The sequence below is a fragment of the Bacillota bacterium genome (genome assembly GCA_040757085.1).
GTDB lineage: Bacteria > Bacillota > Sulfobacillia > JACIYH01 > JACIYH01 > JACIYH01.
On record JBFLXJ010000023.1, the window covers coordinates 222678 to 247025 of the forward strand.

A 24348-nucleotide genomic window follows, 5' to 3' on the forward strand; every position below is an offset into this window, starting at 1 on the left:
CAAGAGGGGGCGGTCGAGTGAGGGGGGCGGGCCGGACGGGGGGAGGCCTGGGCCCGTGAGCGGAAGGCGGTTGCAGGTACACCCGGTCGGTCCAGTGAATCCTATGGCCGGGTGGACCCGCCTTGTCAACCCGTGGCGGGCAGCCCTCAACTTCCTCGTTCTGTACCTCTGCCGGTTCCTGCCCTGGGTGGGAGTTAAGAGGTTCCTTTACCGTTGCCTGGGGATGAAGGTGGGCAGGGACGTGGCGGTGGGGCTGGGGGCCATGTTCGACATATTCTTCCCCCACCTGATCAGCCTGGGAGACAACTGCGTCATCGGGTACAACGCCACCATCCTCGCCCACGAGTTCCTGGTGCGGGAGTGGCGCACCGGACCGGTAGAGATAGGGCGGGACGTGCTGATCGGGGCCAACGCCACGGTGTTGCCGGGAGTGCGGATCGGGGATGGTGCCGTGGTGGCGGCAGGGGCGGTGGTGACCAGAGACGTACCCGCCGGGGCTTTTGTGGCCGGAGTCCCGGCGCGCGTGATGGCATCTCGAGGGAGGGGTGGTTTTGGAGGTCAGGGAGTTCCTGGAAAGGGTGACAGCGGCGGCGGGGGTGTCGGGATTTGAGGGTCCGGTGGCGTCGCTCATAAGGGAAGCCTGGGGGCCGCTTACGGACGAGATCCGCACGGATGCTATGGGAAGCCTCATCGCCCGGCGCGCCCCCCGGAACGGAGACCGGCCGCTGCGGGTGATGATGGCGGCCCACATGGACGAAATCGGGCTCATGGTGACCAGGGTCGAGGAGGGAGGATTCCTGCGCTTCACCTCCGTGGGAGGGTTCGACCGCCGGGTGCTGCCGGCCCAGGAAGTGGTGGTGCACGGGCGGCGGGATCTGCCTGGGGTGATAGGGGTGAAGCCGCCCCACCTGCTGCCGCGGGAAGAGGCGGAGAAACCCTACAAGATGGAGGACATGTACATCGACGTGGGCCTGGACGAGGACCAGGTTCGCGAACTCGTCCAGGTGGGAGATGCCATTACGGTGGGAGGCAGGTATGCATCCCTTCAGGGGGAACTGGCCAGCGGCAAAGCCATGGACGACCGGGCCGGGGTGGCAACGCTGTATGCCTGCCTGCAGGAACTGGCCCGGCTGCAGCATCCCCACGACGTGTTCCTGGTGGCCACCGTTCAGGAGGAGGTTGGGCTGAAGGGGGCGGTGACCTCGGCTTACGGGATCGCCCCCGACGTGGCCGTGGCGGTAGACGTGGAGTTTGCCGAGCAGCCCGGCCTGCCCGAGGACCAGACGGTGGAACTGGACAAGGGTCCCATGATCGCGGTGGGGCCCAACGTGCACCCCTACGTGTTCTCGGTGCTGGAGAAGGTGGCAAAGGATGAGGGGATCCCTCACCAGGTGCGGGTGGTCCCGGGTCCCTCGGGGACCGACGCCTGGGCCATCCAGGTCACCCGGGAGGGCATTCCCACCGGGCTGGTGGGGATCCCGCTTCGCTACATGCACACGAGCGTCGAGGTGGTCTCCGTGGCGGACATCAAGCGGGCCGGACGCCTGCTGGCCCGCTTCGTCATGGCCCTGGACCCGGCCGCGCTCGCAGGCTGGAGGTGGGAAACATGATGAGCCCCGAGGAGACGGAACTGCTGCGGGAGCTGAGCGAGGCGGGCGGGGTGTCGGGATGGGAGGGGGAAGTGCGGAGCATCATTCGGGCTCGCCTGGAGCAGATGGGAGCCCGCTACCGCACCGACAATCTGGGCAACCTCATCGTGTACCGGGGGCCGGACGATGAAAGGGCCGGGCTGCGGGTCATGCTGGCCGCCCACATGGACGAGGTGGGCCTGGTGGTTTCCTCGATAGACAAGTCGGGCCTGCTGCGCTTCCGTAAGGTGGGGGGCATCGACGACCGGGTGCTGGTTTCCAAGAGTGTGCTGGTGGGCAAGGCCCGCGTGCCCGGTGTCATCGGGGCCAAGCCCATCCACCTGCAGCAACCCAGGGAACAGGAGAACCCCTGCCGCAGCGAGGACCTGTACGTGGACATCGGCGCCAAAAGCAAGGAAGAGGCTGAGAAGGCGGTCAGGGTGGGGGACCCCATCGTGTTCGCCACCCGCTTCACCCGGCTGGGGGAGCGGCGGGCCCGCGGAAAAGCGTTCGACGACCGGGCCGGGTGCCTGGTGTTGCTGGGGGTGCTGCGGGAAACGTACCGGGTCCCGGTCTACGGCGTGTTCACCGTCCAGGAAGAGGTGGGGCTGCGGGGGGCCCAGGCAGCCGCCTATGCCATCGAACCGGGCCTGGGCCTGGCCCTGGAGGGCACGGTGTGCTCAGATACGCCTGGTTCCGACGAACACGCCCAGGGAACACGGTTGGGACACGGTCCCGCCATCTCGGTGATGGATGCCGCCACCATCCACAACCGGCACGTGATCGAGCGCCTGGTGGAGGTGGCCCAAAAGGCCGGCATCCCGTACCAGATGCGGCGTACCACGAGCGGGGGGAACGATGCCGGGCGCATCCATCTGGCGCGGGCGGGGGCGGCGGCGGGGGGACTGTCGGTGCCATGCCGCTACATCCATTCGCCCGCTTCGGTACTGGACCTGGAGGACCTGGCCAATACACGCCGGCTCCTGGTGGAATTCCTGCACAGCCTGGAGGAGGGGTGGACCCCGTGAAAGAGGAGACGCGCGAACTCATCCGGAGCCTGACGGAGGCATTCGGTCCTTCCGGCCAGGAGGACCAGGTGCGCGAGATAATCGCCTCCCTGGTGCGGCCCCATGTGGACGAGGTGCGCACCGACGCCCTGGGCAACCTCATCTGTACCCGGCACCCCCGGCCGGGGGCTGCCACCGCCCCGATGGCCGGGGCTGAGGGTAAAAAGGTGGTGCTGGCCGCCCACATGGACGAGATCGGCATCATGGTGACGCACATAGACGACAAGGGCTTCTTGCGCTTTGGGGTCATCGGGGGCGTCAATCCTTACCGTTGCGTGGCCGAAAGGGTGGTGTTCGCCAACGGAACGGTGGGCGTGGTGGGTGTTGAGAAGCTGGACGACATCAAGGACCTGCGCGTGGAGAAGCTGTTCGTGGATATCGGTGCTCCCTCTCGCGACGAGGCCCTCAAGAAGGTGAACGTTGGGGACGCCGCCGCGTTCACCCGTCCCCTCCTGAGGGCGGGCAACCGGCTGGTGGCCAAGGCCATGGACGACCGCATCGGCTGTGTGGTGCTGGTGGAGGTGGCCCGGCGCCTGGCCGCCTGTCCACACCAGGTTTATTTCGTGTTCACCGTGCAGGAGGAAGTGGGACTACGGGGCGCTCGCACGTCGGCGTTCGGGCTGGCTCCCGACGTGGCCATAGCCGTCGACGTGACGCTGACGGGGGACACCCCCAAAGGCGAGGTCATGGAGGTGAGCCTGGGCAAGGGGGCCGCCATCAAGGTCAAGGACGCCAGCCTGATTTGCCACCCCGGCCTGCGCCGCCTGCTGGTGGAGACTGCCCGCACCCACGGCATAGCCTACCAGTTGGAGGTCCTGGAGCGGGGCGGGACGGACGCCGGGGCCATGCAACTCGTGCGCGAGGGCGTTCCCGCGGGGGTGGTGTCGGTCCCCTGCCGGTATGTCCACACCGCCTCCGAAATGGTGGACGAGGGAGACGTGGAAGCCTGCATCGAGCTTCTGGTCAGGACTCTGGAGGGACCGCTTTCGTGGTAAGTCTCCCCATCCTGGTGGTGTCTGACCACCGCCTTTTCCCGGGGGATCCCGAGGGGATGGTGCAAGCCCTTTCGGCGTGCCTGCGGGGTGGCGCACGGGGTATCGAGCTGGGTGACTCGGATCTAACCGGGCACGACATGCTGGCCCTGGCCCTGCGGCTGCGCGAGACAACCAGGCAGGCGGGCGCCCTCCTGCTGGTGGCGGAAAGGGCAGACGTGGCCCTGGCGGCGGGGGCGGACGGGGTCCACCTGGGGCGGGGTTCCCTTCCCGCTCCCGCCGTGCGGCGGCTGGCCCGGCGGCTCACGTCGCGGTTCCTGGTCGGCCGCACCGCCCTGACCGTCGAGGAAGCTGCTCTGGCCCAGCTGGAGAACGCCGATTTCCTGGTTTTCGCTCCCGTGTGGCCGGAGCCGGGGCTGGAGCCCCTGCGCGCCGTGGTGGCGTCGGTGCGCCGGCCGGTGCTGGCGGGAGGGGGAGTGACACTCGAGCAGGTCCCGGCCCTGCGGGAAGCGGGGGTGTCCGGCCTGGTGCTGGGTGCAGAGGTGCTGGCCGCCCCCGATCCCGAGCAGGCGACCGCTCGCTTCCTGGCTGCCTGGCAGGGCTGACAGGCCGGCCCTGGTGTAACCGGCGTCCGGCAGGAGCGACGTTGCGACTGTGAGTGTGCATGGAGAATGGGGGGTGGCAGGTTGACGGGCGGGGATGCGCTGGCAGGTGGTGCCGGGCAGACCCGGTGGCCGTTTGGTGCGCCGGTGGTGGATCCCACGGTTTTCGTGGCGCCGGGAGCCCAGCTGATCGGGAACGTGATCGTGGGGGCGGACTCCTCGGTCTGGTACGGGGCCTGCCTGCGCGGGGATGAGAACTACGTGCGGGTGGGCCGGGAGTCCAACATCCAGGAGGGTGCCGTGCTGCACCCCACGGGGGAGCACCCGGTGGAGGTGGGTGACCGGGTTACGGTCGGGCACGGTGCCATCCTGCACGCCTGCACGGTGGAAGATGATTGCCTGATCGGCATGGGAGCCATCGTGCTGGATGGTGCCCGCGTCGGCAGGGGGTCTTTGGTGGGGGCAGGCACCCTGGTGCCCCCCGGGAAGGAGATACCGCCGGGAAGCGTGGTGCTGGGGGTGCCCGGCAAGGTCGTGCGCCCGGCGGGGGAAGGGGATGCGGCCCAGATCGCCTATTCGGCCGCCCGCTACGTGGAACTCACCCGCATTTACCGCGAGCAGGCGAACTCGCCCCCGTGACCGCATTGCGGGCGAGCGGGTGAGGGAACTCTACCAGGGCGGGGATGGGGAGCGCCCGGCGTGAGTACCCCCGGCCTGGGCCGGTGGGCGGGTGGGGTTCTTTGCAGATGATGGCCCTGGTGGCCGCCGCCCTTAGCGGGGCGGCCATGACCGTACATGCGGCTGTGAACGGGGCGCTTTCGAAGGCGGTGGGGCTGGTGGCCGCCACCTTCGTGGTGCAGGCGGTGGGACTGGCCGCCAGCGGCCTGGTGCTGCTGGGGGCCGGCTCGCTCCGCCACCTGGGCGCCATGTTGGGCGTGCCCCTGGTGCTGTGGACGGGCGGCCTGCTGGGGGTATTCATCGTGTTCACCATGGCCTTCACCGTGCCCCGCACGGGGGCAGGCCTGGCGGTGGCGGTGGTGCTGACCGCCCAGTTGATCGCCGCCCTCATCTTTGATCATTTCGGCCTTTTGGGCGTGCCCAGAGCCCCTGTCACCTGGGTCCGTCTTCTGGGAGCGGGACTGCTGCTCGCAGGTGCCTGGCTGGTCAAGGCCGCCACCCCCGGCCGGTAGTGGTTCCCCTGTCCCCGCAGGTGCGCTATACTGGTGCAAAACCAGCGGGGAGGGTCCCCAGTGACAGATCGCGCCTGGGAAGAAGTGACGGGTCGTTCCCGGGAAGAGGAATTCCGCCAGAAGTTCGGGCCGGAAGGACTGGCCTTCGATGACGTATTGCTGGTTCCCGCGGCGTCGGAGGTTCTGCCGCGGGATGTGGATGTTTCCACTTTTCTCTCCCGGAACATCCGCCTCAACATCCCGCTGCTCAGTGCGGCGATGGATACCGTGACCGAAGCGCGCATGGCCATCGCCATCGCCCGCGAAGGCGGTATCGGCATCATCCACAAGAACATGTCCGTGGAGCGCCAGGCGGCCGAGGTGGACAAGGTTAAGCGATCCGAGCACGGGGTCATCACCGATCCTTTCTACCTGGCCCCCCACAATACCGTGCGGGAAGCCATGGAGATGATGGCACGCTACCACATCTCGGGTGTCCCCATCGTGGCCGATGGCATGAAACTGGTGGGCATCATCACCAACCGCGACGTCAGGTTCGAGGAAAACCTGGATCAGCCCATCGCTAACGTGATGACGAAAGAAAACCTGGTGACTGCGCCGGTGGGCACCAGCCTGGAGGAGGCCAGGCACATCCTGGCCCGCCACAAGGTGGAAAAGCTGCCCCTGGTGGATGCCGGCTTCCGCCTGCGCGGGCTCATCACCATCAAGGACATAGAGAAGGCCCGCAAGTACCCTAATGCCGCCAAGGACGCGCGGGGCCGGCTGCTGGTGGGGGCGGCGGTGGGTGTCTCGGCCGATACCCTCAGCCGCGTGGAAGCCCTGCTGGCGGCGGGAGTGGACATCATCGTGGTGGATTCCGCCCACGGCCACTCCCGCGGGGTGCTGGACACGGTACGGCAGATCAAGCGAAACTTCAGGTGCGAGGTAATGGGCGGGAACGTGGCCACGGGGGCGGGTGCCCGGGCCCTCATAGAGGCCGGGGCGGACGCGGTGAAGGTGGGCGTGGGCCCCGGTTCCATCTGCACCACCCGGGTGGTGGCCGGGATCGGCGTTCCCCAGTTGACCGCCATTTGGGAAGCGGCCCGGGAAGCCCGCCCGGCCGGGATCCCCGTTGTGGCGGACGGGGGCGTGCGCTGGTCGGGGGACATCACCAAGGCCCTGGCGGCGGGGGCCAATGCCGTCATGGTGGGGAGCCTGTTCGCCGGGACCGAAGAGAGCCCGGGGGAGATGGAGATATACCAGGGGCGGAGCTTCAAGGTGTACCGGGGGATGGGTTCCCTGGGGGCCATGCGGGATGGCTCCGCCGACCGCTACTTCCAGGAAGAGATGCCCAAGCTGGTGCCCGAGGGTATCGAGGGTCGCGTACCCTACCGGGGTCCCCTGGCGGAGACGGTGTACCAGCTCGTGGGGGGACTGCGGGCGGGCATGGGTTACTGTGGAGCCCGCAGCATACCCGAGTTGCAGGAAAAGGGCAGGTTCATCCGGGTGACCATGGCCGGGCTGAGGGAAAGTCACCCCCACGACGTGCAGATCACCCGGGAGGCGCCCAACTACACCCTACCGGGTTAGCATCCGGTTCGTACGGCCGGGAGAGGCCTATCTGGGCGGGATGCGTATTGATCCCGACCTGCAGGGGCGGGGGCTGGGCACCGAGTTCGCCCGCTTCCAGATCGAGGAGTGCTGCTCCCTGGGTGCCAGGGTGGTCCGCCTGCTCACGTCCTGGGGCGGGCTGGGGTGCCTGGCGTACAGCCTGCCCGGAAACCTGGAGTGGGTGCTGAGGCGGGCCGTGACCCTGGGCTGCAACGGGAAGAAGAATTGGAGCGAATGGTTCTTGCTTTATGAGATCCGCTTGTGACCGGGAACTGCTGCGGCAGGAATTTTCCATACGACGTTGAATAAGGGGTATGTGGAGCCGGCATCTTCCTACGCGGGTGCCGGCGAGGAGTCGGCCCAGGTTAACAACGGCAAGGAGGTGAACAGCTCGTGTATTACCAGCTGGCGGCGGAACCGTACCTCGGCATCTTCGTAAAAGGCTCCTTTGTAGCGCTCATCATCTTCATCATCTACGCTATCCTGGTTTACTTCTTCATCCAGCGGGCCCGGGCGGGGTTGCCCATCCCCACCATCCGCAAGATCGCGGGCCTGGAAGCGCTGGACGAGGCCATCGGCCGCGCAACGGAGATGGGGCGCCCGGTGAACTACGTGCCCGGCATCGCTGGATCTTCCAACATGCAGACCATCGCTTCTTACGCCATGCTCGGCCACGTGGCCAAGCGTACGGCCCAGTACGACACCCGCTTCATCTTCACCTGCGCTGACCCCATCGTGCTGCCCATCGCCGAGGAGATCATCCGGCAGTCCTACCTGGAGGCCGGGCGGCCCGACGCTTACAACCCGGACGACGTCAGGTTCCTCTCGGACTGGCAGTTCGGGTACTGCTCGGGGGTGCTCGGTATCTACCATCGGGAGCGGCCCGCGGCCAACATCCTGTTCGGTGCCTTCTGGGCGGAGTCCCTGATCTTCGCCGAGGAGGGAAACCGCACCGGGTCCATCCAGATCGGGGCCACCGCGAACATGCACCAGATCCCCTTCTTCGTGGCCGCCTGCGACTACGCCCTGATCGGCGAGGAGATGTACGCGGCCTCGGCGTACCTGTCCAAGGAACCCGTGCTGTACGGGACCGTGGTCTCCCAGGACTGGATGCGCATTGGCTTCTTCGCCGTGATCATCGTCGGTACCATATTCCAGCTGATCCAGGGGAAGGCCAACGTCATCACCAGCATCTTCAGCAAGTAGGGCTGGCCCGAGAAGGGAGGTGTGGGAATGCGTAAAGAGTTGCCGACCATCATATGCATCGTCATGGCCGCGGTCGTGGTCCTGTCCATGTATATCTTCCCGATCAACAAGCTCGAATGGATGGACATGTTTGACAAATGGAATAACCTGCTGTATTACCTGGCCATGGGCCTCGGCCTGGTCAACCTGACCCGTATCCACGTGATGGCGGTGGTCAAGCGGCGTCCCAACTGGGCCTACAGCATCTGGCTGCTCCTGTTCATGTGGGGCTACATGATCCTTGCTCTTATCCAGACCGTGGACGGCCCCCAGGCGGACTGGGTTTTCAAGAACTTCATCACCCCCATCGACTCTACCGTGTTCGCCCTGCTGGCGTTTTACATCACCTCGGCTTCTTTCCGGGCCTTCCGGGCCAGGACGCTGGAGGCCACCCTGATGCTGCTCACGGCCTTTATCGTCCTCCTGGGCGTGTCGCCCCTGGGCGACCTCATCATCCCGGGCTGGGGGGCTTTCAAGGACTGGCTGCTGAGCTACCCCAACGCTGGTGGGCAGCGGGGCATCACCATCGGTATCTATCTGGGTACGCTGGCGGCGGCCCTGCGCGTGATGCTGGGCCTGGAGCGGGCGTACCTGGGTGGCGCGCGGTAACAGTGCTGCCGGGAGAGGAGGTGCATTACCGTGAGGGCACTGGTAGATCTGGACCGGCGGTGGATATTTCTGGCAGTGTTCGTCCTGATCGCCATCGTGGTGATCTTCCCCTTGGGATTGCCCGTGCGTGTTACCCCCATGACCAAGGCCATGTACGACTACGTCGACAAGCTCCCCCCCGGGTCGGTGCTCTGGCTGGGGCTTGACTACGGGCCCAGCGTGGCCGGAGAACTGAATCCCCAGCTGGAAGCCGTGGTCCATCACGCTTTCCGCAAGAACCTCCGCATCATCACGTACACCATGTGGAACACCCAGGGGACCCTGGGAAGAAACATCATCCAGAAGCTGATGAAGGAGTATAACAAGGAGTACGGTAAGGACTGGGTGGACCTCGGGTTCAAGCCCGGTGGTGATACCAACTTGCGGCTCATGACTTCCAGCATCAAGGAGGCGGCTGCGGGGGTCGATTATCAGGGCAAGTCACTGGACGAGTTCCCGCTCACCCGGGAAGTGAAAGCCCTCGATAAGCCGTACGTGGCATTCATCATCGACTTCCCGGCCGGTTCTCCTGGCGCCCCCCAGTACCTGGCCATCGTCACCGAGGTCAAGGGCGTGCCCATGGGCGTGGGCCAGATCCAGATGTCGGTGGCCGACTCCATGCAGTTCGTCCATTCGGGGCAGTATAAGGGCATGATCCCCGGCCTGCGGGGCGCGGCCGAGTACGAACAACTGGTGGGGAAGCCAGCGGCGGCGGTGCGGGCCATGGACGGGCAGACCCTGGCCGCGGGCCTGGTGGGCCTGCTCATCATCCTGGGCAACGTCATTTACTTGACCACCCGGAGCCGTTAGGCGAGGCTGGGCAGGTAAGGAGGTGAATTCATGTCCACCGACGTGGGTGTCTGGTTGCAGGTGATATGCACCATCGGCGTCCTGACTTACCTGTACAAGGAAAACTGGTTCTGGCGTATCTTCGAGTACGCCATCGTGGCCGGTTACACCGGGTACAGCATCGCCTACGGCTACCACAACTACATCAAGCCCTTCATCGCCGACAAGATGATCAAGGAAGGGCAGTGGTCCTTCCTGATCCCGCTCATCCTGGGCATCCTGCTGTACACCCGGTTCATCCCCGGATGGGGCTGGCTGGGCCGGTACGCCATGGCCTACATGATCGGATATGGCGCCGGCTACTCGCTGGGTTTCGACATCAAGCCTTTGCTGGGGCAGATCAGGGCCAGCTTCGTCAGCCTGAACAGCTTCAACAACCTTATCCTGTGGCTGTTCGTCCTCACCTCGCTGGCCTACTTCTTCTTCACCGTGAGCAAGGAGAGCCGCGGTATGAAGGGCCTGAGCACGGTGGGCAAGTGGGCCATCATGATCGCCCTGGGTGCCTCATTCGGCAACACCATCCTGTACCGCTACAACCTGCTTTATCCCCGCATGAAGCTCATCTTCAACACCTGGCTGGGGTTGGGAGGCTGACGGGAGAACCTGGCAGGGGCCGCCCGGTGACGGGCGGCCCCTTTGCTCATGTGCGCCCTTCGCGCGCGACTGTGCGCAGGGGAAGCATGGGTCGGTCTGCGAGAGGGGCGGCACGGACATCGAGGAGGTGCTCAGGTGCCTGACTTGCTGCTGCGGGGGGTGAACCTGCGCCGGGTGTTCGTTCAGGGGCGGCGCGTGGTGCACGCCCTGGCCGGGGTCAGCCTGGCGGTGGCAGCGGGTGAGTTGCTCGTCATCACCGGGCCTTCGGGTTGTGGCAAGACCACCCTGCTTAACATCCTGGCGGGGATGGACCGTCCCTCCGCAGGCGAGGTGGTACTGGGTGACGTAGCCTACGGTAGCCTGTCCGAAGACGACTTGTCCGCCCTCCGCAGGCAGCGCATAGGATACGTGTTCCAGTTCTCCAACCTGCTGCCCCACCTCAACGCCGTGGAAAACGTGGCCCTGCCCCTGCGCTTCCGGGGATGGAACCGGGACCGGGCCACCCGGCGCGCCCGCGAGATCCTGGAAGAAGTGGGCCTGGGAGCCCGCTGGCGGCACCGGCCCGGTGAGCTCTCCGGAGGGGAGCAGCAGCGGGTGGCCATCGCCCGCGCCGTGGCGGGTGATCCCGACCTGGTGCTGGCCGATGAACCGACCGGGAACCTGGACTCCCGCACCGCCGCCCAGGTGGCGGACTTGTTCGAGCAGATCAACCGGCGGGGGCGTACCCTGGTGGTGGTCAGCCACGACCGCGCGCTGGTGGAGAGGGCGACTCGGGTGCTGGTCATGCGGGACGGCACCATCGCGGGCCCGGCCGGTCGAACCGGAGGGGCGCGGGACGGTGAAATGGCTGGCGGGGTCGGGGTTTAGGAGCTGTTGGGTGGGTTGAGGAGGTCAGGTGGTGCCGGTGATGCGGGTGGAGAGGGTGTGGGGTGCGGGCGGTCGGGCGGTCTGCCGCCCCGGGGACGACGTGGAGCCGGCCAGCGTGGTGGGCTACCGGCCTGCCCCCCCGCCCCGGGCGGTGCTGCTGGAGACGGACCAGGGGCAGACGGTCGCCACCCTCCTGCACCAGGTGGGTGACCGGGTGGCGCGGGGGGAGCCCCTGGCCTTCTATTCTTTCATGTTTGGGCTGGGTTACCGGGAATTCGTTTCCCCGGTGGACGGCGAGGTGGTGGCCATTGAAAGCGGCCGGGTCATGGTGCAGCCCTTCCCGCCCGCGGTGAAGGCCCTGGTCAGGGGCCGGGTGGAAGAGGTCAGAGGTGACCGTGCCGTCATTTCTGCGGAGGGTATCCCTCTGCTGGGGAGAGCCGCCTGGGGACCGGCCCGGGGAGGAGACCTGGTGGTGCTACCCAATGGCGAAGTCTCTCCCGCCCGGCTGGGTCATGAGCATACGGGGCGGGTGGTGGCCGGGGGCTGGGCGGACCGGGAAGCCGTAGAGCGGGCATTTGCGCTGGGAGTGGCGGCCCTCGTCCTGGGCGGGGTGGCGCAGGCGGCGGTGGAGTGGCTCCAGAGGGTGCGGGCCGGCATGTCCCCGGACGAGTACCTGGCCCGGGTGTACGAGGGCCCGCGGGGGGCGGCGGGAGAGCCGCTGTGGCAGGACCAGGATGGCCTGCCCCTGAGCCTGGTCACCATGGGAGGATTCGGCCCGGTGCCGCTCTCCCGGGACGATTACGGCGCTCTCGTCGCGGCCCAGGACAAGTGGTGTTACGTGAGCGGGGAGGAATGCACTCCTCCCTGGGTGGGCATTGCGGGGGCCCGGAGCGGGACCGGGCCTGACCACGGTAAGACGGAGATGACATTCGCGACCGGGGGACAGGTGGCCCGTGGATGCCGGGCCGATGTGGTGCCGGGGGCCAGAGTGTGCCTGACAGGCCTGCGTCGGGCCGGGCAGGAAGGCACGGTGGTGGAGGTCTTACCCGAGCCGGTGGTGCTCCCGACCGAGGTGCCGGTGCCAGCCGCCCGGGTCAGGTTGAACGATGGAAGCCTGGTGATCGTGCCCCTGTCCAACCTGGAGTTGCTGCCCGGGTAGCCGAGCGCGGGGGTGGGGCGGCGGTGGCCGTACTTGAGGCGCGGGGTCTGTCGCGCAGATACATGCTGGGAGAGGAAATATGGGCGGTAAGGGATGTGGACCTGGCTGTCGCCGCGGGCGAACTGGTGGTGGTGGCGGGTCCTTCTGGCTGCGGCAAGACCACCCTGCTCTCCCTCCTGGGGGCCATGGACCGTCCCACCGGCGGCGAGGTGTACCTGCAGGGTCGCGCGTACTCCCGCCTGGGGCCTGGAGGTCTGGCCCGGCTGCGGCGGCGATACATAGGTTTCGTGTTTCAGGGGTTTCACCTGATCTCCCACCTGCGGGCCTGGGAAAATGTGGCCCTACCCCTGCGGATGGCGGGGGTGAGGGGGCGGGCGGCCCGCAGGCGGGCCATGGAACTGCTGGAGAGCGTGGGACTGGCTGCCCGGGCCCAGCACCTGCCCGGGGAGCTTTCCGGAGGCGAGCAGCAGCGCGTGGCAGTGGCCCGGGCCCTGGCCAACCGGCCCCTGGTGGTGCTGGCCGACGAGCCCACCGGCAACCTGGATGCCGCTTCCGGCCGGGCCATAGCGGCTCTCTTCGATCGTTTCCGCCGGGAAGGGATAGCCTTCCTGGTGGTAACCCACCACCGGGAAACCTTCCTGCCGTACGCCTCGCGGGTCCTGGACATGCGGGACGGGCGGCTGTACGGCCCTGCCTCCGGGGGGGACGGGGATGCACCGTAGGCCGGATTACCCGATGACGGCTAACCTGGGGGAAGAAATCGGGCTGGCGCTGGGCAACCTGTGCCGCTGGTGGTGGCGGTACCTGCTGACCGCCCTTGTGCTGGGGGCGGGCATGGCGGTGCTGGTGCTGAGCCTCGCCTATATTTCCGCCCACGGGCGGCTGCTGGGACGGGAATGCCCTCGTATCCGCCTTCCCTGCGACCTGGTGCTGCGGGTACCGCCGGCGGTACGGGTGCTGGTGGACCCCGGTCAGCCCGAGAACAACATCCCTCCCACCTACCGCTACGACAGCGTGTTCGGGGGGGATCTGGCCCGGGCAGTGCAAAAGGCGAATGTGGCCTGGATGGAGGGGGCGGCAGCGGTGCCCCTCCTCACGGGTCCCCTGGGGCAGGGGGAAGTGTGGTACGTGGTGCCCGGCGGGCGTTTGGTCTCTGCCCTGGCGTGGGAAGCCGGCGGGCCCCCCCGGGGGACGGGAGAGGTCGGACTGCCTGCCCAGTGGGCCGGGCGGGCCGGCGTGGGGGTGGGAGACGAGATAGAACTGGGGTTCATCGATCCCGGCACAGGCTTTTTGCGCGTTCAGACGTGCCGGGTAGCGGGAATATACAGCGGAATCGATCCCGTTCTGGCCGTGCCCCTGTTGCCCCTGGGTGATCTGGAGGAGCGCGATTATGCCGGGGAATTGCGGGAAAAGGGAGAGGTAGCCTGGCCCTACGCGAATACGCTCCTGGTCAGTTTCCGGGAAGAGGCAGATGCCGCCCTCTTCTGGCGGATTCTTAACAATTCGGAATATCAGGTGTACGAAATCGTGCAGGCGGAGACGCCACGGGAAATGGTGGCCGCTCTCACCTGGCACATGTACGGGCCGGTGCAGTCCCTGTTCCCCCTGCTGTTCGTCTTTGCCGGCCTGGGTGTGTTCGCCAGCACCCTGCTGGCCGTGCTCGACCGCCGCCGGGAACTGGCCATCTTGAAAGCGGTGGGCATCCCTGGCCGGGAAATCGGTCGCATCCTCACTCTGGAGGCCCTGGCCGCTGGCCTCCTGGGATGCGGGCTGGGTTGGGCCGGGGCGGTCCTGATGCGACCCTGGCTGGGGGGACCTGGGGGAGCGTCGCTGATCATCTCCTCGGGGATGGTGCTGGGCGCAGCGCTGGCGGTGCTGGTGACGGCGACCCTGGCCGCGGCGGGACCGGCGGCTATGGCGCGGGCCGCCACGGTGAGCGAACTCCTGCACGGACGTACCATCCGCCTGTGGCACCAGCGCATCGGCACCCCTCGGCCGGCCTGGCCGCAGGTAAGCGGCGCGGCGCGGGGCCAACACCAGGCAGGCGGCATTCCCTCCAGGGGCTTCGGCCGCCCGGTGGGCGACGTGCCGCCTCCGGGTGGCGGGCAGCGCGGTGGGGGTGGGTGAGACGTGTTCCTGCTGCTTGGGTTCGTGAACGCCTGGCGCAACCTCTCCCGCAGTGCGGTTGCCCTCATTGGGGTGGGGCTGGCAGCGGCGGTTTTCACCGCTTCTCTCTCCCTGGGGACGGGGTACCCTGCGGCAGCCGGGCTGGAGTACCGCTTCGTGCTGGGGGGAGACATCGTCCTGTTTCCGGCCCGCTACTGGTTCGCGGATCGGGGCGGTGAGATGAGGCTGCAAAAGGCGAACCCCGACCTGATCTTTCCCCTGGGCTATTTCCAGCCGGGGGCCTTCACCCGGGGATTTGTCGCGCCTGCCGATATGCCCGGGCTCGTCGAAGCCGGGGAGCTCGCTGCCGTGACGGGAGAGGCGGTCGAGGGCGTGGTGCCCTACTGGCTGCTGCCGGCGCGGCTGATCCGGCAGGTGGTAGACGAGCAGGGCCGGGTGGCATGGTTGGGTGAACCGGTGGCCCTCCGGGGGAGGGATGTGGTGAAGGACCTGGCCTGGTGGCGGTGTGAGGAAATGGTGTTGGAGGGGCGCTACCTGGAGCCCGGTGACGAGGGACGCCCGGTGGCGGTGGTGTTCTCGGGTGCTGCACGGGTGGGTGACACGCTGACGGTGTGGGTGCCGGCCTTGCGCCAGGATGGCGAGGACCTGCGGGCTGACGACCGCGGGGGCCGGGAGTACCGGTTCCAGGTGGTGGGCGTGCTTAAGCTGCCCGGGCGGGTGGTCACGGTGAGCCGAGAGGGAGACACGCCGGTCACCGTGCCGGTATCGTGGCAGCCCGGGGAAATCTTCGTACCCGCCCGCACCCTGGAGGGCATTTACCGGGAGGTGACCGGCCGGGAACTGGACCGGGCACCGGCCGCCCTGGTGCGCCTGACCTCGGTGGCATACCTGGAGGAGGTAGCGGCCGCCCTGGGGCGGCGTTACCCCCAGTGGGCGGCAGTAAGTGTCCCGCGGTTGCTCCACGAGGGGGTCGGTGACGGGCTGGTCCTCCCGGAGGAGTGGCGCCGCGGGCTCGTCGGCCTGCCCTACGCCGGGGCAGGGGGAATTAGGCTGGCGGGAAAGGGAACGGTTGCCCCTCCGCCGCCCCCCCAGGCCGTCATCCCCGTGGATCCGGGCCGGTCGGGGCTCTACCTCGTGTACGCGGTGGCGGGGATGCTGGTAGCGGTGAACATGCTGGTGCTGGTGTCGGGTCGGCAGGAGGAAATCGGCGTGCTGCGGGCCCTGGGGGCGCGCGGGCACGAGGTTATGGCCATGGTGCTGGGCGAGTGCCTGGCGGTGAGCCTGGTCGGGAGCGGGGTGGCCTTTGGCTTCATCCACCTGCTGGGCACCTGGAACCTGGTATCCAACCGCATGCCCTGGCTGGAGGTGGCGGTGCGCACGCTGGATCACCTGGTCCAGGTGTTGTTGCTTTCCGCCCTCATGGGCGTGCTGTTTGGCCTCATCCCGGCCTGGCGTGCCCTGCGGCGCAGCCCGGTGGACCTCCTCAAGGGCCTCTGACCCCCGCCCCTGTCGGTTTCGGGGTGGGCGCCGTCGAGGGCCCGTCAAAAGCGCGGCACGGGAGCTTCAGGGATGGAGGTGGGGGCGTGAGCCGTTTGATCCTGGGTCTGGACGTGGGGAGCACCACCACCAAAGCCACCCTCTTTGAAGAGGGGCCGGAGGGATGGCGTCTGGCCGGGCAGGCCAATGCCCCCACCACGGTGGAAGCCCCCCTGGAGGACGTAATGGTGGGGGTGAGGGAGAGCCTGCGCCGGCTCGGGCAGGTCACGGGGCGCGTTCTGCTGGACGAGAGGGGCGAATTGATCCGCCCCCGCCAGGGTGACCGGGGGGTGGACGTGGTGGCGGCCAGTTCCAGCGCGGGGGGCGGACTGCAGATGCTGGTGGCGGGCGTGATGCGCGAGCTCACGGCAGAGAGCGCCGAGCGGGCTGCCCTGGGAGCAGGTGCCATCGTGGTGGACGTGCTCGCCATCGACGACGGGCGCTCGCCCGTGGAGAAGGTGCACGCCGTCCGTGCCGTCCGTCCCGACATGGTACTCCTGTCCGGAGGTACGGACGGGGGCGGGGTGTCCCACGTGGTAGCCCTGGCCGAGTGCCTGCGGGCGGCCCAGCCCCGGCCCCGGTTCGGGGAAGGTTACCGCCTGCCCGTGGTGTACGCGGGAAACGTGCGCGCCCGCCCCCACGTGCAGGAGCAACTGGGCGAGCATTTCGTCGTCTCCATGGTGTCCAACCTGCGCCCCGTGCTGGAGAGGGAGGAACCGGAGCCGGCGCGACAGGAAATCCTCCGGCTCTTTCTGGAACATGTGATGAAGCATGCCCCCGGGTATCCCCGGCTCCTGGAGTGGACGGGGGGCAGGATCCTCCCCACTCCGGTGGCGGTCGGCACGGCCGTGCGCCTTCTGGCGGAGAAATGGCGGGGCAATGTGCTGGCGGTGGACATCGGAGGAGCCACCACCGACGTGTTTTCCGTGGTGGGGGGAGTGTTCAACCGCACGGTGTCCGCCAACCTGGGCCTTTCCTACAGCAGCCCGCATGTTTTCGCCCAGGCCAGCTTCGCCAACCTGGCGCGCTGGCTGCCCTTTGCCGTGTGCGAGGACGAATTGCGCAACTGGATCGCGAACAAGATGATCCGGCCCACCGTGTTGCCCGAAACCGTGGAAGAACTCATGGTGGAACACGCCCTCGCCCGGGAAGCCCTGCGCCTTTCTTTTCGCGAGCACCTGCGCCTGGCCAGGGAACTCAAGGGGATCCAGTTACAGCGCACCATCGCGGACATCTTTTCGCCTAAATCGTCCGGGGCTCCCCTGGTGGAGATGCGCACCGTGGACGCCATCGTGGGTGCCGGTGGGGTGATATCCCATGCCCCCCGGCCCCAGCAGGGACTTCTCATCCTCCTGGACGGGCTCCAGCCCGAGGGGGTAACGGAGCTTTATTGGGACCGGGGCTTTCTGCTCCCCCACCTGGGAGCCCTGGCCGAATCCGACCCGGAACTGGGCCTGCGCCTGCTCCAGGAGAGTCTGGTCCACCTGGCCACCGTAATCGCCCCGGTGGCACCGCGGACTCGCCCCGGCGCTCGAATCGCGGAAATGGTAGTGAGTCGGCAGGGGACGGTGGGCCGGGAAATTATCCGCCAGGGAGACTTCCGCATCTTCCCCTGGTACCGGGGGGAAGTCCTGGAGGTGGAACTGCGCCCGGCCCGGGCGGTGGACGTGGGGGCCGGACCCGGGAAACTGGTGCGTACCCGGCTGGAAGGGGGCCAGTACGGCGTGATCCTGGATGCCCGGGGACGGCCCCTCTCCCCTCCCGAAGACGAGGCTGCCCGCCGCGACTGGCTGCTGGGCATCATGCAGTTCCTGGACGCCTATCCCAGGGAGGCTCTTACAGCGTGCCAGGGGCGCGGGGCCGAGGGGGGTCGGAATTGATGCAGGTGACGCTGATCCGGCGGGAACGGCGGCTTCCTTTTCCCGGGGAAGTGCTGGCGGAGCCGGGCCAGATTGTCGAGCCCCACACGGTGGTGGCGCGCGCCACCCTGGTGCCCGGGATGCCCTACGTGGTGGAGGTGGCCCGGGAGCTGGGGGTTGAGCCGGCTGAAATACGGCGACACGTCCTGAAGGTACCCGGGGAAAGGGTGGGGACCGGCGAGGTGCTGGCTCGGGTGGACAAAGGGTTGGGTGGCGTGCGGGAATGTCGCAGCCCCTGCGACGGGGTGGTGGAGGCCATACTGACCGGTCACGGGCAGGTGCTGGTGCGGGAGGACGCCCGCAAGGCTGCCCCCGTGGTGTGGGTGGATGTAGCCCGCCGGCTGGACGTACGCCCGGAGCGGATCCGGGCTTTCCTGCGGGTCAAGGAGGGAGACGAGGTACAGGCGGGTGAACTGATCGCTCAGGGCCTGGAAGGACTCATGGCGGCCCGGGTATATGCCCCGGTGTCCGGGGTGGTGGAAAAGGTGGATGCCCGCACGGGCGGGCTGGCCATCCGCCGTCCCCACCGTCCCGCAGAGGTGGATGCCTACCTGGCGGGACGGGTGGTGGAGGTGTTCCCCGAGTGGGGAGCCGCCATCGCTGCCCTGGGCCACGAGGTCACCGGGGTATTCGGCATCGGGGGGCAGGCCTACGGGGCGCTGCGGGTGGCCGTCTCCGGTCCGGAGGAGGTACTGGACGTGGGGTCGATCGGCGATGATGACTCGGGGAGGGTGCTGCTTGGCGGGTCGCTCGTGACCCTGGATGCTCTGCGCCGGGCGCGGGAGGTTGGGGTGCGCGGGATCATAACTGGCAGCGCCAACCAGGGTGACCTGGTCGCCTTCACCGGCAAAGAGATGGTGGTGGGGATCACCGGGCAGGAGCCGGGACCCACGGTGGTGCTGATGTCCGGATTCGGGCGCCGGGCCATGGATTCCAGTCTCTTCGGGGAACTGGCGTACCACCAGGGTCGCACGGTTTCCCTGGACGGTACCACCCAGGTGCGGGCGGGCGCTGTCCGCCCCGAGGTGCTCATCCCTCTCGAGCCCGCTCCCTCTCCCTGACGCTGTGTGGACGGCCAGTTGATCGTGGTCGACGGGGTACCCTTTAGTGTGGTCAGCCGAAGATGACGAGGGCGCAAAGACTGGGCGTGGTTGCCATATGTGCCTTTGCCGCGGCCGAGGTACTCTGCGACCTGGCCCAACTGGCCTGGTCGGGGATGCCGGGGTTTGTGCGCCTGCTGGCTCTGGTCCTCATCACCAGGCTGGCCGGTGATCTTTCCTACTGGCGCCTGGAACCCCGCCGGCGCACCTGGCTTTACTGGGACGACTATCTTGCCCACCACCTCTTCCCCCACTTCCTGTGGGGCGTTCCCCTGGCGGTGGCCCAGGCCCTGATGACCATGTGGTTTTACGACGTGTTCTGGGTGCACCTGGTGGCCATGAGCGCGTTGCCGGCCACCCTGCTCTATGTGGTGACCCGCTACCTCGACGAGGTTGCCCAGGACCGCGGCCATCGGCCGGGCCGCCGCCTGGAGCCCTGAGCGACCGCTGGCACGGCGCCACGGCACCAGCGGAGTGGAGCCGCGGGCACGGCGTGCTGCGGAAGGGTGGGGTGCTTTGCGGCCGTGGCGTGGCAGGGCGGTACAGGCAGGAGGCGGTGGGGCAAGAAGCGAATTAGCCAGTGTCTGAGCGCCCGGTCAGGAAACGGAGGAGTCGTCCATGCTCGGTCTGGAGGAGTTTTCCCGGCGGCGGCAGCAGCTCATGGCAGAGAGGACGCGTTCCCCCGGGCTCGAGATATACGTGGGAATGGGGACGTGCGGTCTGGCGGCGGGGGCTCAGGCTGTTTGGGACAGGGTGGAGGAAGAGCTGGGCCGGCGTGGTATCCCGGCCAGGATGGTGCGGACGGGATGCATCGGCATGTGCGAGTCCGAGCCCCTGCTCGATGTGATCCGCCCGGGTGAGCCCCGCATCACCTACGGACACGTGTCACCCGAGGTGGTGCCCGATATCGTGGAGAAGCACGTGCTCGAGGGGCACCCGGTGGAGGAACACCTGGTGGGGCGAATTACCGACCCCGCTCAACCCTACCGCGAGCTTCCCTTCTATGCCAAGCAGCGCCGGCTGGTGCTGGCCCGCTGCGGCTTCATCGATCCCCGCAGCATCGAGGACTACCTGGCCTGGGGCGGATACGGGGCCCTGCTAAAGGTCCTGACCGGGATGACACCAGAGCAGGTGATCGACGAGGTGCTGCGCTCGGGACTGCGTGGGCGGGGGGGTGCCGGTTTCCCCACCGGGCGCAAGTGGGAGGCCACCCGCCGGGCCAACGGCAGGAAGAAGTACGTGGTGTGCAACGGTGACGAGGGCGACCCGGGTGCCTTCATGGACCGCAGTGTGCTGGAGGGCGATCCCCACTCGGTCCTGGAGGGCATGATGATCGCCGCCTATGCCATCGGGGCCGACGAAGGCTACCTGTACGTGCGGGCCGAGTACCCCCTGGCGGTGAAGCACCTCAAGCTGGCCATCGAGCAGGCCCGTGCGTGGGGGCTGCTGGGTGACCACGTGCTCGGCACCGATTTTTCCTTCGATCTGCATATCAAGGAGGGCGCCGGCGCCTTCGTCTGCGGTGAGGAGACGGCGCTTTTGGCTTCCATCCAGGGGGAACGGGGGATGCCCCGTCCCCGGCCTCCCTTTCCCGCCCAGTCGGGTCTGTGGGGCCAGCCCACCAACATCAACAACGTGGAGACTTACGCCAACGTCCCCGCCATCATCACCCACGGGGCGGACTGGTTCGCCTCCGTGGGCACCGAGCGCAGCAAGGGGTCCAAGGTGTTCTCCCTGGCCGGCAAGGTGGCCCGCACCGGGCTGGTGGAGGTCCCCATGGGCCTCACGCTGCGGGAACTCATATTCGATGTGGGCGGGGGCATCAAAGAAGGCAAGCGCTTCAAGGCGGTGCAGATCGGGGGGCCATCCGGGGGCTGTCTGCCCGAAGCCCTGCTGGACACCCCCATCGACTACGACTCCCTGACGGCCACGGGCGCCATCATGGGTTCCGGTGGCGTGGTGGTCCTGGACGAAGACAGTTGCATGGTGGACATCGCCCGCTTCTTCCTCAACTTCACCCAGAGCGAGTCCTGCGGTAAGTGCACGCCCTGCCGGGAGGGCACCAGGCGCATGCTGGAGATCCTGACCCGGATCTCCGAGGGCAAGGGAGACCCCGAAGATCTCGATCGGCTGGAGCAGCTGGCCCGGGTGGTCAAGGACACTTCCCTGTGCGGGCTGGGCCAGACCGCTCCCAATCCGGTGCTCACCACGCTCCGCTATTTCCGGGACGAGTACCGCGCCCACGTCGTGGACAAGCGCTGCCCCGCCCGGGTGTGCGCGGGATTGCGCGACTACCGCATCGATCCCCAGCTTTGTCGGGGATGCTTGCTCTGCAAGCGCTCCTGCCCGTCGGGTGCCATCTCGGGAGAGAGGCGGCAGCCCCACGTCATCGATCCGTCCCTGTGCATCCGTTGTGGTGCCTGCGAGGCCACCTGCCCCTTCGGCGCCATCAGCCACTGAGAGGATGGTGAGCACCCGGTGAATGCCACGCAAATCGTCACTTTGACCATAGACGGGCGGCAGGTGAACGTTCCCGCCGGTACCACGGTGTTCGAGGCCGCCCGGGCGGCTGGGGTCGAGATCCCGCATCTGTGCCACCATCCCTGGTTGAAACCCAGCGGGGCGTGCCGGCTGTGCGTGGTCGAGATCGAGGGCGCCCGCGGGCTCCCCACCTCGTGCACCACTCCGGTGGCGCCCGGCATGGTGGTGCACAGCGAGTCCGAACGGGTGGTGGAGGCGCGTCGGGTGATCCTGGATCTCATCCTGGCCAACCACTCCGCCGAGTGCCTCACGTGCGAGAAATGCGGCGACTGCACCCTGCAGGAGTACGCTTACCGGTACGGGGTGGCGCGCACCAGTTACGATGGTGAGCGGCGGGACTACCCGCCCGACGAGTCCAACCCCTTTTTTTACCGGTTCCACGACAAGTGCATCATGTGCGGGCGTTGCATCCGGGTGTGCGACGAGGTGATGGCGGTTAACGCCATCGACTACGCTTACCGGGGGTTCCGCACCAAGGTGGCCACCGCCTACGAGGTGGGCCTGGAGGACAGCCCCTGCGTGTTCTGCGGTAACTGCGTGGCCGCGTGCCCTACCGGGGCCCTGCAGCCCAAGCTATCGGTGGGACAGGGCCGGCGCTGGGAGATCCGCAAGGTGCGCACGGTATGCCCGTACTGCGGTGTGGGTTGCTCCCTCGACCTGGAAGTCCGCGATGGCCGCAACGGCCGCGGGGGGCGCGTGGTGGGGGCCAGCGGCGGGGATGGCCCCACCAACGAAGGGCTGCTGTGCGTCAAGGGCCGCTTCGGCTGGGACTTCCTCCACAGCCCCGACCGGCTCACCCGGCCCCTTATCCGGGAAGGCGACACCTTCCGGGAGGCCACCTGGGACGAGGCCCTGGACCTGGTGGCGCGTCGGCTGGGCGAGATCAAGGAAAAGTACGGGTCCGACAGCCTGGCGGGCCTGTGTTCGGCCAAGTGCACCAACGAGGAAAACTACCTGTTCCAGAAACTGGTGCGGGCGGTGTGGGGCACCAACAACGTGGACCACTGCGCCCGCCTGTGTCACGCCTCCTCCGTGGTGGGACTGGGGATGGCGTACGGCAGCGGGGCCATGACCAACTCCCTGGCCGACCTGGAGCAGGCCAGCCTGTACTTTGTCATCGGCTCCAACACCACCGAGGGCCACCCCGTGCTGTCCCTGCGGGTGAAGCGGGGGCTGCGGGCGGGGGCAAGGCTCATCGTCGCCGATCCCCGCCGCACGGAGCTGGCGGAGCGGGCTGACATTTTCCTGCAGCACCTGCCCGGCACTGATGTAGCCCTCCTGGGGGCCATGATCCACGTCATCCTTGAGGAGGGGTTGGAAAACAGGGATTTCGTGGCCGAGCGCACCGAGGGGATCGAGGATCTGCGTGCCTCGGTAGCGGGGCTCACGCCCGAGTACGCCCAGGAGGTCACCGGAGTCCCCGCCGGCCTCATCCGCCAGGCGGCACGTGAGTACGCGCGGGCGGAACGGGCCGCCATCCTGTACGCCATGGGGATCACCCAGCACACCACCGGCACCGATAATGTGCTGGCCATCGCCGCCCTGGCGGCCATCTGCGGTCAGGTGGGCCGGGAGGGCACGGGGGTCAATCCCCTGCGTGGCCAGAACAACGTGCAGGGCGCCTGCGACATGGGCGGCCTGCCCAACGTCCTGCCCGGATACCAGTCCTACCGGGACGAAGGGTTGCGCCAGAAGTTCGAGGCCGCCTGGGGACGGTCCCTCCCCACCGGGGACGGCCTCACCGTGGTGGAGATGATGGAGGCGGCTTCCCGGGGCCGCATCCGGGGCATGTACATCATGGGGGAGAACCCCATGCTGTCCGACCCCGACCTGGGCCACGTGGAAGAAGCCCTCCGGTCTCTCGAGTTCCTGGTGGTGCAGGACATCTTCCTCACCGAGACCGCCCGGTTGGCCCACGTTGTGCTGCCCGCCGCTGCCTTCGCCGAGAAGGAAGGCACCTTCACCAACACCGAGCGGCGGGTGCAAAGGTTGCGCCGGGCCATCCTGCCGCCCGGGGAGGCGCTGCCCGACTGGGAGATCATCTGCCGCATTTCCACCCGGATGGGATATCCCATGCATTACGGGTCCCCGGCCGAGATCATGGACGAGATCGCCCGCCTGGTGCCCAGCTACGGCGGCATGGGGTACCCGTACCTGGGGGAGGACGGCAAGCAGTGGCCGTGCCCGCACCCCGGCCATCCGGGGACGCCCATCCTGCACCGGGAGAAGTTCGCGCGCGGCAGGGCCCGGCTGTTCCCCCTGGAGTTCCGTCCTCCCGCCGAGGTCCCCGATTCCGAATATCCGCTCTACCTGACCACGGGCCGCATCCTGTTCCACTACCACACCGGTTCCATGACCCGGCGGTCCCGGGGCCTGCAGGCCATCCGGCCCCACCCCTACGTGGAGGTGCACCCGGAGACGGCTGCCCGCCTGGGCGTCCGGGACGGGGATATGGTCGAGGTCACCTCTCGCCGGGGCTCCATCTGCCTGCGGGCGCTGGTGACGGATCGCACCGCCCCCGGGGTGGTGTTCATCCCCTTCCACTACGCCGAGGCGGCGGCGAACGTGCTCACCAACCCGGCCCTCGACCCCCGGGCCCGCATCCCCGAACTCAAGGTGTGTGCCGTGCGCATCCGCCCCGCCTGAACCCGCCCCGGTCGGCCGGTGCCCGACGAGACCTGCGCCCCAGGCATG

At 67.9% G+C, this 24348-nt stretch carries 23 protein-coding genes; all 23 read left to right on the forward strand.

Features of this window, described 5'->3' with window-relative positions; translation table 11 throughout:
- The first annotated feature begins 55 nt into the window (after positions 1–55).
- The 23 genes from AB1446_08710 (at position 56) to fdhF (ending at position 24300) form a co-directional block, all read left to right on the forward strand.
- Positions 56–610: an acyltransferase gene (locus AB1446_08710; GenBank protein MEW6546983.1), complete on the forward strand. Its 555-nt coding sequence runs from the start codon at positions 56–58 to the stop codon at positions 608–610.
- A complete protein-coding gene (locus tag AB1446_08715; protein MEW6546984.1) occupies positions 552–1610 on the forward strand; it encodes a M42 family metallopeptidase in 1059 nt (352 codons plus the stop codon). The genes AB1446_08710 and AB1446_08715 overlap by 59 nt, the downstream gene beginning before the upstream one ends.
- Positions 1607–2656: a M42 family metallopeptidase gene (locus tag AB1446_08720; protein ID MEW6546985.1), complete on the forward strand. Its 1050-nt coding sequence runs from the start codon at positions 1607–1609 to the stop codon at positions 2654–2656. The genes AB1446_08715 and AB1446_08720 overlap by 4 nt, the downstream gene beginning before the upstream one ends.
- Positions 2653–3690 carry a M42 family metallopeptidase gene (locus tag AB1446_08725; protein MEW6546986.1) on the forward strand — a complete coding sequence of 346 codons (1038 nt, stop codon included), beginning with the start codon at positions 2653–2655 and terminating at the stop codon, positions 3688–3690. Before AB1446_08720 ends, AB1446_08725 begins: the two co-directional genes overlap by 4 nt.
- Positions 3684–4292, forward strand: a complete 609-nt coding sequence (locus AB1446_08730; protein MEW6546987.1) for a thiamine phosphate synthase — start codon at positions 3684–3686, stop codon at positions 4290–4292. The genes AB1446_08725 and AB1446_08730 overlap by 7 nt, the downstream gene beginning before the upstream one ends.
- An 81-nt stretch (positions 4293–4373) precedes the next feature.
- A complete protein-coding gene (locus tag AB1446_08735) occupies positions 4374–4928 on the forward strand; it encodes a gamma carbonic anhydrase family protein (GenBank protein ID MEW6546988.1) in 555 nt (184 codons plus the stop codon).
- A gap of 107 nt (positions 4929–5035) precedes the next feature.
- The gene (locus AB1446_08740; GenBank protein ID MEW6546989.1) at positions 5036–5479 is read left to right on the forward strand and encodes a DMT family transporter; all 444 of its coding nucleotides are present in this window, start codon (positions 5036–5038) and stop codon (positions 5477–5479) included.
- 60 nt (positions 5480–5539) lie between these two features.
- Entirely contained in the window at positions 5540–7048 is a 1509-nt protein-coding gene (gene guaB / locus AB1446_08745; protein MEW6546990.1) for an IMP dehydrogenase, read from the forward strand.
- A 40-nt stretch (positions 7049–7088) separates the two neighbouring features.
- The gene (locus AB1446_08750; protein MEW6546991.1) at positions 7089–7334 is read left to right on the forward strand and encodes a hypothetical protein; all 246 of its coding nucleotides are present in this window, start codon (positions 7089–7091) and stop codon (positions 7332–7334) included.
- 128 nt (positions 7335–7462) lie between these two features.
- A complete protein-coding gene (locus tag AB1446_08755) occupies positions 7463–8275 on the forward strand; it encodes a DUF6754 domain-containing protein (GenBank protein MEW6546992.1) in 813 nt (270 codons plus the stop codon).
- Positions 8276–8302: 27 nt separating this feature from the next.
- A complete protein-coding gene (locus AB1446_08760; GenBank protein ID MEW6546993.1) occupies positions 8303–8923 on the forward strand; it encodes a hypothetical protein in 621 nt (206 codons plus the stop codon).
- Between the two features lie 30 nt (positions 8924–8953).
- Positions 8954–9772, forward strand: a complete 819-nt coding sequence (locus tag AB1446_08765) for a hypothetical protein (protein ID MEW6546994.1) — start codon at positions 8954–8956, stop codon at positions 9770–9772.
- 30 nt (positions 9773–9802) lie between these two features.
- Positions 9803–10405 (forward strand): hypothetical protein, encoded by a 603-nt coding sequence (locus AB1446_08770; GenBank protein ID MEW6546995.1) that lies wholly within the window; start codon positions 9803–9805, stop codon positions 10403–10405.
- A gap of 135 nt (positions 10406–10540) precedes the next feature.
- Positions 10541–11272 carry an ABC transporter ATP-binding protein gene (locus AB1446_08775; GenBank protein ID MEW6546996.1) on the forward strand — a complete coding sequence of 244 codons (732 nt, stop codon included), beginning with the start codon at positions 10541–10543 and terminating at the stop codon, positions 11270–11272.
- Between the two features lie 31 nt (positions 11273–11303).
- Positions 11304–12431, forward strand: a complete 1128-nt coding sequence (locus AB1446_08780) for a hypothetical protein (GenBank protein MEW6546997.1) — start codon at positions 11304–11306, stop codon at positions 12429–12431.
- A 23-nt stretch (positions 12432–12454) separates the two neighbouring features.
- Positions 12455–13153: an ABC transporter ATP-binding protein gene (locus AB1446_08785; GenBank protein MEW6546998.1), complete on the forward strand. Its 699-nt coding sequence runs from the start codon at positions 12455–12457 to the stop codon at positions 13151–13153.
- On the forward strand, positions 13143–14558 hold the full coding sequence (locus AB1446_08790; protein ID MEW6546999.1) for an ABC transporter permease: 1416 nt from the start codon (positions 13143–13145) through the stop codon (positions 14556–14558). The genes AB1446_08785 and AB1446_08790 overlap by 11 nt, the downstream gene beginning before the upstream one ends.
- Before the next feature lie 3 nt (positions 14559–14561).
- A complete protein-coding gene (locus AB1446_08795; GenBank protein ID MEW6547000.1) occupies positions 14562–16055 on the forward strand; it encodes an ABC transporter permease in 1494 nt (497 codons plus the stop codon).
- A gap of 86 nt (positions 16056–16141) precedes the next feature.
- A complete protein-coding gene (locus AB1446_08800; protein MEW6547001.1) occupies positions 16142–17974 on the forward strand; it encodes a glutamate mutase L in 1833 nt (610 codons plus the stop codon).
- The gene (locus AB1446_08805; protein ID MEW6547002.1) at positions 17974–19074 is read left to right on the forward strand and encodes a hypothetical protein; all 1101 of its coding nucleotides are present in this window, start codon (positions 17974–17976) and stop codon (positions 19072–19074) included. The genes AB1446_08800 and AB1446_08805 overlap by 1 nt, the downstream gene beginning before the upstream one ends.
- A 62-nt stretch (positions 19075–19136) precedes the next feature.
- Entirely contained in the window at positions 19137–19553 is a 417-nt protein-coding gene (locus tag AB1446_08810) for a hypothetical protein (protein MEW6547003.1), read from the forward strand.
- A 178-nt stretch (positions 19554–19731) separates the two neighbouring features.
- On the forward strand, positions 19732–21573 hold the full coding sequence (gene nuoF / locus AB1446_08815) for an NADH-quinone oxidoreductase subunit NuoF (GenBank protein ID MEW6547004.1): 1842 nt from the start codon (positions 19732–19734) through the stop codon (positions 21571–21573).
- Positions 21574–21591: 18 nt separating this feature from the next.
- Positions 21592–24300 carry a formate dehydrogenase subunit alpha gene (gene fdhF, locus AB1446_08820; protein ID MEW6547005.1) on the forward strand — a complete coding sequence of 903 codons (2709 nt, stop codon included), beginning with the start codon at positions 21592–21594 and terminating at the stop codon, positions 24298–24300.
- Positions 24301–24348: the final 48 nt, after the last annotated feature.